The organism is Streptomyces sp. NPDC107521, assembly GCF_055598485.1.
The window spans coordinates 304,177-317,532 of the sequence record NZ_JBVKAT010000006.1 but is presented as its reverse complement, the minus strand read 5'-3'; the positions used below and the strand labels follow the sequence as shown (position 1 = coordinate 317,532).

Annotated in this window: 11 protein-coding genes; 8 read left to right on the top strand and 3 right to left on the bottom strand. The window is 74.9% G+C overall.

Annotation, left to right across the window (positions count from 1 at the left end; translation table 11 throughout):
* The first annotated feature begins 41 nt into the window (after window positions 1–41).
* The 3 genes from rplM to glmM all read left to right on the top strand — a co-directional run bounded on the left by rplM (window position 42) and on the right by glmM (window position 2,658).
* Window positions 42–485: a 50S ribosomal protein L13 gene (gene rplM, locus ACZ7LB_RS12570; protein ID WP_137303147.1), complete on the top strand. Its 444-nt coding sequence runs from the start codon at window positions 42–44 to the stop codon at window positions 483–485.
* Between the two features lie 42 nt (window positions 486–527).
* Window positions 528–1,040 (top strand): 30S ribosomal protein S9, encoded by a 513-nt coding sequence (gene rpsI, locus ACZ7LB_RS12565; protein ID WP_161227007.1) that lies wholly within the window; start codon window positions 528–530, stop codon window positions 1,038–1,040.
* A 259-nt stretch (window positions 1,041–1,299) separates the two neighbouring features.
* Window positions 1,300–2,658, top strand: coding sequence for a phosphoglucosamine mutase (gene glmM / locus ACZ7LB_RS12560; RefSeq protein ID WP_471467564.1), 1,359 nt, complete (start codon window positions 1,300–1,302; stop codon window positions 2,656–2,658).
* A gap of 196 nt (window positions 2,659–2,854) precedes the next feature.
* Here the strand turns inward: glmM and ACZ7LB_RS12555 are convergent, their stop codons facing one another.
* A complete protein-coding gene (locus tag ACZ7LB_RS12555) occupies window positions 2,855–3,802 on the bottom strand; it encodes a DUF389 domain-containing protein (RefSeq protein WP_471467562.1) in 948 nt (315 codons plus the stop codon).
* Window positions 3,803–3,832: 30 nt separating this feature from the next.
* Window positions 3,833–4,822: a type I pantothenate kinase gene (gene coaA, locus ACZ7LB_RS12550; RefSeq protein ID WP_161227010.1), complete on the bottom strand. Its 990-nt coding sequence runs from the start codon at window positions 4,820–4,822 to the stop codon at window positions 3,833–3,835.
* Window positions 4,823–5,202: 380 nt separating this feature from the next.
* Between coaA and ACZ7LB_RS12545 the strand changes: the two genes are divergently transcribed.
* The 3 genes from ACZ7LB_RS12545 to ACZ7LB_RS12535 all read left to right on the top strand — a co-directional run bounded on the left by ACZ7LB_RS12545 (window position 5,203) and on the right by ACZ7LB_RS12535 (window position 8,611).
* A complete protein-coding gene (locus ACZ7LB_RS12545) occupies window positions 5,203–6,024 on the top strand; it encodes a hypothetical protein (protein WP_471467560.1) in 822 nt (273 codons plus the stop codon).
* A gap of 203 nt (window positions 6,025–6,227) precedes the next feature.
* Entirely contained in the window at window positions 6,228–8,075 is a 1,848-nt protein-coding gene (glmS, locus tag ACZ7LB_RS12540; RefSeq protein ID WP_471467558.1) for a glutamine--fructose-6-phosphate transaminase (isomerizing), read from the top strand.
* A gap of 164 nt (window positions 8,076–8,239) precedes the next feature.
* The gene (locus ACZ7LB_RS12535; RefSeq protein WP_471467556.1) at window positions 8,240–8,611 is read left to right on the top strand and encodes a holo-ACP synthase; all 372 of its coding nucleotides are present in this window, start codon (window positions 8,240–8,242) and stop codon (window positions 8,609–8,611) included.
* Between the two features lie 394 nt (window positions 8,612–9,005).
* Here ACZ7LB_RS12535 and ACZ7LB_RS12530 read toward each other — a convergent pair whose 3' ends face one another.
* Window positions 9,006–10,442, bottom strand: coding sequence for an NAD(P)H-hydrate dehydratase (locus ACZ7LB_RS12530; protein WP_471467554.1), 1,437 nt, complete (start codon window positions 10,440–10,442; stop codon window positions 9,006–9,008).
* Window positions 10,443–10,606: 164 nt separating this feature from the next.
* On the opposite strand from ACZ7LB_RS12530, the gene alr reads away from it, so the two are divergent.
* Window positions 10,607–11,788, top strand: coding sequence for an alanine racemase (gene alr / locus ACZ7LB_RS12525; protein WP_471467552.1), 1,182 nt, complete (start codon window positions 10,607–10,609; stop codon window positions 11,786–11,788).
* 89 nt (window positions 11,789–11,877) lie between these two features.
* The gene (locus tag ACZ7LB_RS12520; RefSeq protein ID WP_471467550.1) at window positions 11,878–13,284 is read left to right on the top strand and encodes an alpha/beta fold hydrolase; all 1,407 of its coding nucleotides are present in this window, start codon (window positions 11,878–11,880) and stop codon (window positions 13,282–13,284) included.
* Window positions 13,285–13,356: the final 72 nt, after the last annotated feature.

Genomic DNA, 13,356 nt, shown 5'->3' with positions numbered 1-13,356 from the left:
CTTGTCAGGACCAATCACTGAAGAAGCGAAGGCTACGAACCGTGCGTACGTACAGCCCCAAGCCCGGCGATGTGACGCGCCAGTGGCACGTCATCGACGCTCAGGACGTCGTCCTGGGTCGTCTGGCCTCCACCGCCGCCTCCATCCTGCGTGGCAAGCACAAGCCGATCTACGCGCCCCACGTCGACACCGGTGACTTCGTCATCATCATCAACGCCGACAAGGTGCACCTCTCCGGCAACAAGCGGACCCAGAAGATGGCGTACCGCCACTCCGGCTACCCGGGCGGTCTGCGCTCCGTGCGCTACGACGAGCTGCTGGACAAGAACCCGGAGAAGGCCATCGAGAAGGCCGTCAAGGGCATGCTCCCGAAGAACTCCCTGGGCCGTCAGATGCTCTCGAAGCTGAAGGTCTACAAGGGTGACCAGCACCCGCACGGCGCGCAGCAGCCGCAGCCGTTCGAGATCACCCAGGTCGCGCAGTAAGTCCGGCCACCCCCTAAGACTGAAGAGAATCTGAGGAGCATCGTGGCCGAGACCACTGCCGAGCAGCCGCTCGAAGAGATCGACATCGACAGCTACACCAGCGAGTCCGAGGTGCCCGTCGAGGGCGAGTACACCTCCGAGTCCCTCGCCTCCCGTTTCGGCGAGCCGCAGCCGGCCGCCGGCCTGGGCCGCCGCAAGAACGCCATCGCCCGCGTCCGGATCGTCCCGGGCACCGGCAAGTGGAAGATCAACGGCCGCACCCTTGAGGACTACTTCCCCAACAAGGTGCACCAGCAGGAGGTCAACGAGCCCTTCAAGGTGCTCGAGCTGGAGGGCCGTTACGACGTCATCGCCCGCATCGCCGGCGGCGGCGTCTCCGGCCAGGCCGGTGCGCTGCGCCTGGGCGTGGCCCGTGCGCTGAACGAGGCCGACGTCGACAACAACCGCGGCCCGCTCAAGAAGGCCGGCTTCCTGCGCCGCGACGACCGCGCGGTCGAGCGGAAGAAGGCCGGTCTGAAGAAGGCCCGCAAGGCCCCGCAGTACAGCAAGCGCTAAGCTTCGCTGCCTGCTCGTGCGTCTCGCGAGCCGGTCCGGCTCGCCCGTACGTACTCCGAACGCCCCGGCGGCACGCCTATGTGCTGCCGGGGCGTTCGTGTATCCCCGCCGTTAGGCGTATAACGACACAAGACGCTCTGATGCTTGTGTGTTCGTATGGCTTGGCAGTGCGCCTACCGCACGTCCCGGGCCTCGGGAGCCGACTGGGCGGGCCGCACCGGCAGCCGCTTCCGGAATTGACGTTTCCTCAGGAGGACAAGTGGGACGACTCTTCGGCACGGACGGCGTGCGCGGCGTCGCCAACGCGGATCTGACGGCCGAGCTGGCGCTCGGGCTCTCCGTCGCCGCGGCGCACGTACTGGCCGAGGCGGGCACCTTCGCCGGACACCGGCCGACCGCCGTGGTCGGCCGCGATCCGCGCGCCTCCGGGGAGTTCCTGGAGGCCGCCGTCGTCGCCGGGCTCGCCAGCGCCGGCGTGGACGTGCTGCGGGTCGGCGTGCTGCCGACGCCCGCCGTCGCCCACCTCACCGGGGCGCTCGGCGCCGACCTCGGCGTGATGCTCTCCGCGAGCCACAACGCGATGCCCGACAACGGGATCAAGTTCTTCGCCCGCGGCGGCCACAAGCTCGCCGACGAGCTGGAGAACCGCATCGAGGCCGTCTACGCCGAGCACCGCACCGGCGCCCCCTGGGACCGCCCGACCGGCTCCGGAGTGGGCCGCGTCCGCGAGTACGAGGAGGGGCTCGACCAGTACGTCGCCCACCTCATCGGCGTCCTGCCCAACCGGCTCGACGGGCTGAAGATCGTCCTGGACGAGGCGCACGGCGCGGCCTCCCGGGTCTCGCCGGAGGCGTTCGCCCGCGCCGGGGCCGAACTGGTCACCATCGGCGCCGTGCCGGACGGCCTCAACATCAACGACGGCTGCGGCTCCACCCACCTCGACCTGCTCCGGGCCGCCGTCGTGGAGCACGGCGCCGACCTCGGCATCGCGCACGACGGCGACGCCGACCGCTGCCTCGCCGTGGACCACACCGGCGCGGAGGTCGACGGCGACCAGATCCTCGCCGTGCTGGCGCTCGCGCTGCGGGAGCGGTCGGCGCTGCGGGAGGACACCGTTGTCGCCACGGTCATGTCCAACCTGGGCTTCAAGCTGGCCATGGAGCGCGAGGGCATCCGGTTCGTGCAGACCGGGGTCGGCGACCGGTACGTGCTGGAGGAGATGAAGGCCAAGGGGTACGCCCTCGGCGGCGAGCAGTCCGGGCACGTGATCATCCTCGACCACGCCACCACCGGGGACGGCACGCTGACCGGGCTGATGCTGGCGGCGCGGATCGCCCAGACCGGGCGGTCGCTGCGGGAGCTGGCGTCGGTGATGGAGCGGCTGCCGCAGGTGCTGGTCAACGTGCGCGACGTGGACAAGGCGCGGGTGGGCACGTCGGCGGAGCTGGCCACCGCCGTGTCGGAGGCGGAGCGGGAGCTGGGGAGCACCGGCCGGGTGCTGCTGCGGCCCTCCGGGACCGAGCCGCTGGTGCGGGTGATGGTGGAGGCGGCGGACCTCGAACAGGCCCGCTCGGTGGCGGGACGGCTGGCCGACGCGGTCAAGTCCTCCCTGGGGTAGCCCTCCCGCCCGGCCCCGCCGGGCGCCGCTCCCGGCCGGGTTTCGCCCGGGCCGGCCGGGTTTCGCCCGGGCCGGCCGGGTTCCGCCCGGGCCGGCCGGGTGCCCGGGCCCGCGCCGTCCCGCGCTCCGAGCGTGCCGCCGCCCGCCCCGCGCGCGAGCGGCGGCCCCGGAAGGCACGGGCACCGGCCCGGTCCCGCTACGGGGTCCCGGGCTTCGTCAGGTGCTTGCGCTGGGTGGACCAGAGGGACTTCTGGGCCAGCAGGGTCACCGTCCCGGCGACCGTGATGCCGGTCAGGTTCACCAGGAGCTGCTCGGCGGAGCCCACCGTCTGGGTGAGGTCGCCGAAGCTCAGGGCCACCGCCGCGTTCGCCGCCGCCGGGACCGTGGTGACCGAGATGGCGACGCCCACCAGGGCGCCCGACTTGGCCGAGGTCAGCGACAGGGTGCCCGCGATGCCGGCCATGACCGCCACCGCGAACGAGAGGGCGTCGGGGGAGTAGACGAAGCCGGTGTTGGGCCGGGGGCCCTCCAGCCGCTCCTCACTGAACAGGCCCAGCGCGGTCATGCCCCAGCTCAGCACCACCGTCGCCGCCATCGCCACCGCGAAGCCCACCAGCAGGGCGAGCAGCGACCGCGCCGCCAGCCGCGGCGCCCGCTGCACCACGGCCGTGGAGATCCCGGCCAGTGGTCCGAAGTCCGGGCCCACCGCCATCGCGCCCACGATCAGGACCGCGTTGTCGAGGACCACCCCGCAGGCCGCGATCATCGTGGCGAGCACCATGAAGGCGACATAGGTGATCGACAGCGAGGACTCCTCGTTCGTCGCCTCCTCCAGCTGCTCCCACAGCACCGCGTCCGCGGGCGCGCCCGGCGCCTCCCGCTCGGCCCGGTCGGCGTGGTCGGACAGCGACATCCCGATCGACTCGGCGGTGATCGCCCCGTCCCGCTGGATGCCCAGCCGCCGCAGCCGGCGCACCAGTTCGTCCGCCGACTCGCGGGCCACGTCGCACAGCACGACGTCGCCCTCCGGTTCGCGGGCGGCACCGGGCAGGACGACGAGATGGGTGGTGCCGACCGTCTCCCGGACGAGCCGGACGGCGTCGTCGGTCCGGTCGGCCGGGATGATCAGGCGCAGATGCAGCATCCGGTATTTCTACCGGCCGCGACCCCTCCGTCACAGTTTGCGCAGGCTGAGCCGCCGCACCTTGTGGTCCGGTCCCTTGCGCACCACCAGGGTGGCCCGCCCCCGGGTGGGCGCCACGTTCTCCACCAGGTTGACCCGGTTGATGGTGCGCCAGGTGGTGCGGGCGTAGTCGAGGGCCTCCTCCTCGGACACCTGCGTGTACCGGCGGAAGTACGAGGAGGGGTCCTGGAAGGCGGTCGCGCGCAGCTTGCGGAAGCGGCTGAGGTACCACTGCTCGATGTCCTCGGTGCGCGCGTCGACGTAGACGCTGAAGTCGAAGTAGTCCGCGAGCCCGACCCGGGTGCGGCCGTCGCCGCCGGGCAGCGCGGGCTGGAGGACGTTCAGTCCCTCGACGATCAGGATGTCGGGGCGGCGGACCACGAGCTTCTCGTCCGGGACGATGTCGTAGATGAGGTGGGAGTAGACGGGCGCGGTGACCTCGTCCTTGCCCGCCTTGATGTCGGCGACGAAGCGGGTCAGCGCCCGGCGGTCGTAGGACTCGGGGAAACCTTTCCGCGACATCAGCCCCCGGGCCTGCAGTTCCCTGGTCGGCAGCAGGAAGCCGTCCGTGGTGACCAGCTCGACGCGCGGGTGCTCGGGCCAGCGGGACAGGAGCGCCTGGAGCAGCCGGGCGACGGTGGACTTGCCGACGGCGACCGAGCCGGCCACCCCGATGACGAACGGGGTCCCGGACTGGGAGCCCTGCTCGCCGAGGAAGGTGTTCAGGGCCCCGCGCAGGCCGTCGGTGGCGCCGACGTAGAGGTTGAGCAGCCGCGACAGCGGGAGGTAGATGTCCCGCACCTCGTCGAGGTCGATGACGTCGCCGAGGCCGCGCAGCCGCTCGACCTCCTCGGCGGTGAGCGGCAGCGGCGTCTTGTCGCGCAGCGCGCTCCACTCGGCACGGGTGAGGTCGACGTAGGGAGTCGCCTCCGGCCGCTGCCGGTGGGCGCTCCGGGGTATCGAGGAGACCGGAGAGATCACAGTCCATTGTTAACGGAGTTCGAACGGGGCGACAGGTGGGCTGTGTCACGCCGGACGGGGCGCGGGGGCCGGGCGGCACGGGAGGGGCCGGGGGCCGGGCGCGGGACGTGTGGGGATGTGGCGGGACGTGTCGGGACACCGGGTGATCCGGCGCGGCGCGGCCGCGGGGAGGGGCCGCGGGGAGGGACGCGGAAGGCGTCCGGGAGGCGTCCGGGCGCGCGGGGCGGGGGACAGGTCGGTCACGCCGGACAACGCCGGACACGCCGGTCACGGTCGCGTTCCGGCTGCCGGACCGGTGGCGGAATCCGCGCCACCGGTGCGTAAAGTTCCCGCAGACTTCCCGGAGTTCACCGGGCCCCGGCTACGAAAGAGTCCCCGCCGTGACCACGACCGCCGTCCGCCGTACCGCCCTCGCGGCGTCCGCCGCCGCCCTGGCCCTCCTCGTCACCGCCTGCGGCGGCTCGTCGGACGACGGCAAGGGGGAGGACCGGGCGAGCACCGCCCCCAGCCCCACCCCCTCCGCGAGCGCCAGCGCCACCGGCAGCGCCACCCCGTCCCCGGAGAACCAGCGGACGCACTCCAGCGCCGAACTGGACATGCGCGCGCTGACCCAGTCCGACCTCCAGGACATCACGGTCACCGAGGTCGTGAAGGTCGACGACGTCGCGCGCGACGAGGTGACGACGGAGAACGCGGCCTGTCTGCCGCTCGCCCTGGCGCAGAACGGCGTCCCCCAGGCCGACCCGGCCGCGGCGGTCAAGCGGTCCTGGGCCTCGGCGCCGAAGGAGCCCTCCGGGAAGGAGCGGAGCGCCGACCCCATGGAGCGCATGAACGGCATGTCCAAGGGGCTGCTGACGCTCTCGTCCTACCAGGGCGACGGTGCCACGAAGGCCGTCGACGCCCTGCGGAAGTCCTTCGAGGCGTGCAAGGACGGCTTCGTCTTCACCGCCAAGGGGCAGCGCACCAGGATCGGTGAGGTCCTCCCCGGCGACGTGGCGCCCGCCGGTGCCGACGAGACGGTCGCCCTCACCCTGAAGCTGGACCCCGAGAAGGGCTCCAGCTTCCCGGTCAAGGTCATCGTCACCCGCAAGGGCTCCACCCTCGCCGCCTTCGCCGAGATCAACCTGGGCGCCGCCGCCACCGGCAAGGACTTCCCCTTCCCCGAGAACGTCGCCGGGGCCCAGGTCACCAAGCTGGGCTGACCGGGGACCCGCCGGGGGCCGCCGGGGCCGTGCGGTTCCCGGCGGGAACGTCCGGTTCCGGGGCAGGTCCGGGGCAGGTCCGGGGCCGCTCCGGGGCAGGTTCGCGGGCGATTCCCGCCTCCGGGCGCCGGTCCGCGTCCCCGGCGCCCGACGCCGCGCGCTGATCCACCGCGGATCACGGGACAGCCCCTAGGCTGCCCTTTATGTGCGGAATTGTGGGATATGTGGGTCCGCAGTCGGCGCTGGACGTCGTACTGGCCGGACTGAAGCGTCTGGAGTACCGCGGCTACGACTCGGCGGGCGTCGCCCTGCCCGCGGACGGCGGCCTGGCCACCGCCAAGCGCGCCGGGAAACTCGTCAACCTGGACAAGGAGCTGTCCGAACGGCCGCTGCCGGCCGCCACCACCGGCATCGGCCACACCCGCTGGGCCACCCACGGCGGCCCCACCGACACCAACGCCCACCCGCACGTCGACAACGCGGGCCGGGTGGCCGTCGTCCACAACGGCATCATCGAGAACTTCGCCCCGCTCCGCGCCGAACTGGAGGAGCGCGGCCACACCCTCGCCTCGGAGACCGACACCGAGGTCGTCGCCCATCTGCTCGCCGAGGAGTTCTCCGCCCATCCCGACCTCGCGGAGGCGATGCGGCGGGTGTGCCGGCGCCTGGAGGGCGCGTTCACCCTGGTCGCGGTGCACGCCGACGCCCCCGGCGTGGTGGTCGGCGCCCGGCGCAACTCCCCGCTCGTGGTGGGCCTGGGGGACGGCGAGTCCTTCCTCGCCTCCGACGTGGCCGCGTTCATCGCGCACACCCGGGAGGCCGTCGAACTGGGCCAGGACCAGGTCGTCGAGCTGAGCCGGGACGGCGTGACGGTCACCGGGTTCGACGGCGCCCCGGCCGACGTGCGCGCCTACCACATCGACTGGGACGCCTCCGCCGCCGAGAAGGGCGGCTACGACTACTTCATGCTCAAGGAGATCGCCGAGCAGCCCAAGGCCGTCGCGGACACCCTGCTCGGCCGCATCGACGGCTCCGGCACGCTCAGCCTGGACGAGGTGCGCATCCCCGCCGGGGTGCTGCGCGAACTGGACAAGGTGGTCATCGTCGCCTGCGGCACCGCCTTCCACGCCGGGCTGATCGCCAAGTACGCCATCGAGCACTGGACGCGCGTGCCCTGCGAGGTGGAGCTGGCCAGCGAGTTCCGCTACCGGGACCCCATCCTCGACCAGCGCAGCCTCGTCGTCGCCGTCTCCCAGTCCGGGGAGACCATGGACACCCTGATGGCCGTGCGCCACGCCCGCGAACAGGGCGCCAGGGTCCTCGCCATCTGCAACACCAACGGGTCCACCATCCCGCGCGAGTCCGACGCCGTGCTCTACACGCACGCCGGTCCCGAGGTCGCCGTCGCCTCCACCAAGGCCTTCCTGACCCAGCTCGTGGCCTGCTACCTGGTCGCCCTCTACCTCGGCCAGGTGCGCGGCACCCAGTACGGCGACGAGATCCGCGCCGTCGTGCGCGACCTGTCCCGGGTGCCCGAGGCGGTCGAACGGGTCCTGGGGACCATGGAGCCCGTGCGGGAGCTGGCCCGCTCCCTCGCCCACAAGGACACGGTGCTCTTCCTCGGCCGCCACGTGGGCCACCCGGTCGCGCTGGAGGGCGCCCTCAAGCTCAAGGAACTCGCCTACATGCACGCCGAGGGGTTCGCCGCCGGGGAGCTGAAGCACGGGCCGATCGCGCTCATCGAGGAGGACCTGCCGGTCGTGGTGGTGGTGCCGTCGCCGCGCGGCCGGTCCGTGCTGCACGACAAGATCGTCTCCAACATCCAGGAGATCAGGGCGCGGGGGGCGCGGACCATCGTCATCGCGGAGGAGGGCGACGAGGCCGTCGTGCCCTACGCCGACCACCTCGTCCGGGTCCCGGCCACCCCGACGCTGCTCCAGCCGCTCGTGACGACGGTGCCGCTCCAGGTCTTCGCCTGCGAGCTGGCGACCGCCCGGGGCAACGAGGTGGACCAGCCGAGGAACCTGGCCAAGTCGGTGACGGTGGAATGAGGCCGGTGCCGGTGCCGGTGCCGGTGGCGTAGGACCCGCCCGTGGCGCAGGGCCCCGCCGGTCGGTCGCGCGCCGTGCGTCGCCCGCGGTGCCGTCGCGCCCGCCGCGGGTGGCCCTTGGCGGTGTCCGGGGCGGGGCGGGGCCGTCGCCGTAGGGTGTGCGGCATGAGCATCATCGGGGTCGGGATCGACGTGGCCGAGATCGAACGGTTCGGGGCGTCGCTGGCCCGCACCCCGGCCCTGGCACGGCGTCTGTTCCTGCCCGGCGAACTGCTGCTGCCCAGCGGGGAGCGGCGCGGCGTCGCCTCCCTCGCGGCGCGGTTCGCGGCGAAGGAGGCGCTGGCCAAGGCGCTGGGCGCGCCCGGCGGGCTGCTGTGGACGGACGCCGAGGTGTACGTGGGGGAGGCGGGCCGCCCGCTGCTCCGGGTGAGCGGCACGGTGGCCGCGCGGGCGGCGGAGCTGGGCGTGGCCTCCTGGCACGTGTCGCTGAGCCATGACGCGGGGGTGGCGTCGGCGGTGGTGATCGCGGAGGGGTAGCCCTTACCCGGGCCGGGCCGGGCCCCGGGGCCGCTCGGGCGGGGCCCGGGGCCGTGCCGCGAGGGGATCGCTCCCGGAGGAAGGGGGAGCCGCGGGAGGGCGTTTCCCCACGGGGATTCCCGCCGGGGGCGAGGGCGCCCCCCTGGGGGGAGTCCCGCCGGGCCGACGCGGCGTCAGCGCGGGTGGATGCCGCCCCGGCGTCCTGGAGGTGGTCCGCCACCTCGTGGGCGGTCGCCGGGGCCGTGCGGCGAGGGGATCGCTCCCGGAGGGAGGGCGAGCCGCGGGAGGGCGCCTCCCACGGGGCCCCGCCGGAGGCGAGGGCGCCCCTGGAGGCGAGGGCGTCCCCGGAGGCCGGCGCACCTCCTGGGAGGAGCCCCGCCGGGCCGACGCGGCGTCAGCGCGCGTGGATGCCGCGCCAGGCGTCCTGGAGGTGGTCCGCCACCTCGTGGGCGGTCGCCGGGGCCGACCGGGACGCCAGGCGGCCCGACAGCCCGTGGAGGTAGGCCGCCGCCGCGCCCGCGTCCGGGACGGGCAGCCCGGCCGCCAGGAGCGAACCGGCCAGGCCCGACAGCACGTCGCCGCTGCCCGCCGTGGCCAGCCACGGCGTCCCCGTGGCGTTCGCCCGCACCGGCCCGCCGTCCGCCGCCGCGACCAGCGTCGTGGAGCCCTTCAGCAGCACCGTCGCCCCGTACCGCGCCGAGAGCTCCCGCACCGTCGCCAGCCGGGCGGCCTCCACCTCCGCGCGGCCCACGCCCAGCAGGGCCGCCGCCTCCCCCGCGTGCGGGGTCATCAGCGTCGGCGCCGTACGGGCCCGCACCGCCCCGGCGTCGGCCAGTCGCAGCCCGTCCGCGTCGATCAGCACCGGCACCTCCGCCGCGACCGCCTCGGCCACGGGCGCGGCGTCGTCGCCGATCCCGGGGCCGACGACCCACGCCTGCACCCGCCCCGCCCCCTTCGGCCCCCCGGCCGACACCAGCGCCTCGGGGAACCGGGCGATCACCGCGTCCCCGGCCGGGCCCGCGTACCGCACCGCGCCGGCCCCGCCCCGCAGCGCGCCCGCCACGGCGAGCACCGCCGCGCCCGGGTACCGCGCCGACCCGGCGGCGACGCCGACCACCCCGCGCCGGTACTTGTCGCTCTCCGCGCCCGGCACCGGCAGCAGCGCCGCCACGTCCGCGTGCTGGAACGCCTCCAGCACCGCCCCCCTGCCGGGCAGCGCCAGCCCGATTTCCACCAGCCGCACCGATCCGGCGTACTCCCGCGCGGGGTCGACCAGCAGCGCCGGCTTGTGGGTGCCGAAGGTCACCGTCAGATCGGCCCGCACCGCCGCGCCGCGCACCTCGCCGGTGTCGGCGTCGACCCCGCTCGGCAGGTCCACGGCGACCACGGCCGCCCGGGACCGCTCCGCCGCCGCGGCCAGCGGCACCGCCCCCGGCCGCAGCCCGCCCCGCCCCCCGATGCCCGTGATGCCGTCCACGACGAGGTCGGCCCGGCCGATCAGTTCCTCCCCGGCACCGTCCGGCGCGATCCGCCCCCCGGCCCGGCGCAGCGCCGCCAGGCCCCCGGGATGCGCCCTGCCGGGGGTGAGCAGCACCGCCGTGACCCCCGCCCCCCGGCCGGCGAGCCGCGCCCCGGCGTACAGGGCGTCACCCCCGTTGTCGCCGCTGCCGACCAGCAGCACCACCCGGCTGCCGTAGACCCGGCCGAGCAACTGGGCACAGGCCGCGGCGAGCCCGGCGGCGGCGCGCTGCATCAGCGCCCCCTCCGGCAACCGCGCCATCAGTTCCCGCTCGGCGTTCCTGACCGTCTCCACGCTGTACGCACTCCGCATGCCCCCAGTGTTCCCCGCCCGGCGCCGCACCCTCCGGCGCACCCGCCCCACGCGTCCCCACGCGTCCCCACGGACCCCTTCCGGAGCGCCGTCCGGGCCGTCCGGAGGCCCGCCCGGCCCTCCGACCGGTGGGCATCCTGCCTGCTCTGAGAGACTGTGCGGTGATGAGTGAGAGTGTGGTACGGCCGGAAACGGGCCCGCGGGCCCGGGCCGAGATCGATCTGGACGCCCTGCGGGACAATGTGCGCACCCTGCGCGAACGGGCACCCGGCGCGGCCCTGATGGCCGTCGTCAAGGCCGACGCCTACGGCCACGGAGCCGTCCCGTGCGCCCGCGCGGCCGTCGAGGCGGGGGCGGGCTGGCTGGGCACCGCCACCCCGCAGGAGGCGCTCGCGCTGCGCGCCGAGCCCGCGCTCGCCGGAGTGCGGATCATGTGCTGGCTGTGGACCCCCGGCGGGCCCTGGCGGGAGGCGGTCGAGGCGGGTCTCGACATCTCCGTCAGCGGGATATGGGCCCTGGAGGAGGTCACCGGGGCGGCCCGCCGCGCCGGGCGGCCCGCCCTGATCCAGCTCAAGGCCGACACCGGCCTCGGCCGCAACGGCTGCCAGCCGGGCCCGGAGTGGGCCGCGCTGGTCGCCGCCGCGCTCGCCGCCGAGCGCGCGGGCCTGGTGCGCGTCACCGGGCTCTGGTCCCACTTCGCCTGCGCCGACGAGCCGGGGCACCCCTCCATCGCCGCCCAGCTCACCCGCTTCCGGGAGATGACCGGGTACGCCGAGGGGGAGGGGGTGCGCCCGGAGGTGCGGCACATCGCCAACTCGCCGGCCACGCTCACCCTGCCCGAGAGCCACTTCGACCTGGTCCGGCCCGGCATCGCGATGTACGGGCTGTCGCCCAGCCCGGAGGTCGGCACCTCCGCCGACTTCGGGCTGCGCCCGGTGATGACGCTGTCCGCCCCGCTGGCCCTGGTCAAGCGGGTGCCCGCGGGCCACGGCGTGAGCTACGGGCACCACTACACCACCCCCGGCGAGACCACCCTCGGCCTCGTCGCCCTCGGCTACGCGGACGGCGTCCCCCGGCATGCCTCCGGGACCGGCCCGGTCCTGGTCGAGGGCAAGTGGCGGACCGTCGCGGGGCGGGTGGCGATGGACCAGTTCGTCGTCGACCTCGGCGGCGACCTGCCCGCCCCGGGCACCGAGGCGGTGCTGTTCGGGCCGGGCGACCGGGGCGAGCCCACCGCCGAGGACTGGGCGCAGGCGGCGGGCACGATCGCGTACGAGATCGTCACCCGGATCGGCCCGCGCGTCCCCCGGGTCCTCGTGGACCGGCGGAGCACCGTGCGCGGGTGACCCCGTCCCGTGCATGATGCACCCGTCCGGGTGATGCCGGACGGCGACGAGAGCGACCGGCGCGGCGCCCCGGCGAGGAGGAGCGGTACGTGAGCGAGAGCGGTGCGGACGCCGTCGTGGACGCGGCCACCGGCGGCTGGCGCCGGGCCACCGGCATCGCGGGCCTGGCCCTGGGCGTCGTCGCGGCGGGCGCGGCGGCCGGTGTGGCGGTGGAACGGCTCACCGTCGGCCGCGAGATGCGCCGCGAGGCCCGGATGGTGCTGGACGCGGCGGGCCCGTTCGGCGAACTGCGCGGCACCCCCGGCAGGGCGTACGCCGACGACGGCACCGAGTTGTACTACGAGATCGACGAGATCGACGAGATCGACGAGATCGACGAGATCGACGAGATCGACGAGACCGACGAGACCGACGGGGCCGGGGGGACGGGCACGGCCGAGGGGGCCGCGACCGGGACCGACGTAGCCCATGACGCCCATGACGCCCATGACGCCCATGACGCCGATGACGCCGATGCGGCGGGGGACGGGGCCGACGGCGGAGCCGGGGCCGGGGGCGGCTCCGCCGGGGGAGCGCGGCAGCGATCCGGGCGGCGGGCGCCCGCGCCGCTGACCGTCGTCTTCTGCCACGGCTACTGCCTCAGCCAGGACTCCTGGCACTTCCAGCGCGCCGCCCTGCGCGGTGCGGTCCGCGGCGTGTACTGGGACCAGCGCAGCCACGGCCGCTCCGGACGGGGCGTGACCCAGGGCCGCGACGGCGAGCCGGTCACCATCGACGGACTGGGCCGCGATCTGCGCGCCGTCCTCGACGCCGCGGCGCCCGAGGGGCCCGTGGTGCTGGTCGGCCACTCCATGGGCGGGATGACGGTGATGGCCCTGGCGGACCAGTTCCCCGGGTTCGTCCGGGAGCGGGTGGCCGGTGTCGCGCTGGTCGGCACCTCCTCGGGGCGGCTCGGCGAGGTGAACTTCGGGCTGCCGGTGGCCGGGGTCAACGCGGTGCGGCGGGTGCTGCCGGGCGTGCTGAGGGCGCTGGGGCAGCGGGCGGAGCTGGTGGAGCGGGGGCGCCGGGCCACCGCCGACCTGTTCGCCGGGATCGTCAAGCGCTACTCCTTCGCCGGGCGGGACATCGATCCGGCGGTGGCCCGGTTCGCGGAGCGGATGATCGAGTCGACGCCCATCGACGTGGTCGCCGAGTTCTACCCGGCATTCGACGACCACGACAAGACCGCCGCCCTGGCCCGGTTCCGCGAACTGCCGGTGCTGGTGCTCGCCGGGGTGCGGGACCTGGTCACGCCCAGCGAGCACAGCGAGGCCATCGCGGAACTGCTGCCCGGGGCGGAGCTGGTGATGGTGCCCGACGCCGGGCACCTGGTGATGCTGGAACACCCCGCACTGGTCACGGACCGCCTGACCGGCCTGATCGCCCGGGCCCGTGAACGGACCCGGGGGGACGCGGCGGCCCCGGGGGACGGCGGGACCCGGGGCACGGCGGGATGAGGACCCCGTCGACCGGTTGACGGCACGGGGGAGCGGCGCGCGCCGGGCACCGCGCCCGGTCGGCGGCGGCAC

Excerpts from the sequence above, each read along its gene's own strand:
- ACZ7LB_RS12535 (WP_471467556.1), top strand. The coding sequence starts at position 8,240 with ATGAGCATCATCGGGGTCGGGATCGACGTGGCCGAGATCGAACGGTTC.
- ACZ7LB_RS12555 (WP_471467562.1), bottom strand. The coding sequence starts at position 3,802 with ATGCTGCATCTGCGCCTGATCATCCCGGCCGACCGGACCGACGACGCC.
- ACZ7LB_RS12530 (WP_471467554.1), bottom strand. The coding sequence starts at position 10,442 with ATGCGGAGTGCGTACAGCGTGGAGACGGTCAGGAACGCCGAGCGGGAA.
- alr (WP_471467552.1), top strand. The coding sequence starts at position 10,607 with ATGAGTGAGAGTGTGGTACGGCCGGAAACGGGCCCGCGGGCCCGGGCC.
- glmS (WP_471467558.1), top strand. The coding sequence starts at position 6,228 with ATGTGCGGAATTGTGGGATATGTGGGTCCGCAGTCGGCGCTGGACGTC.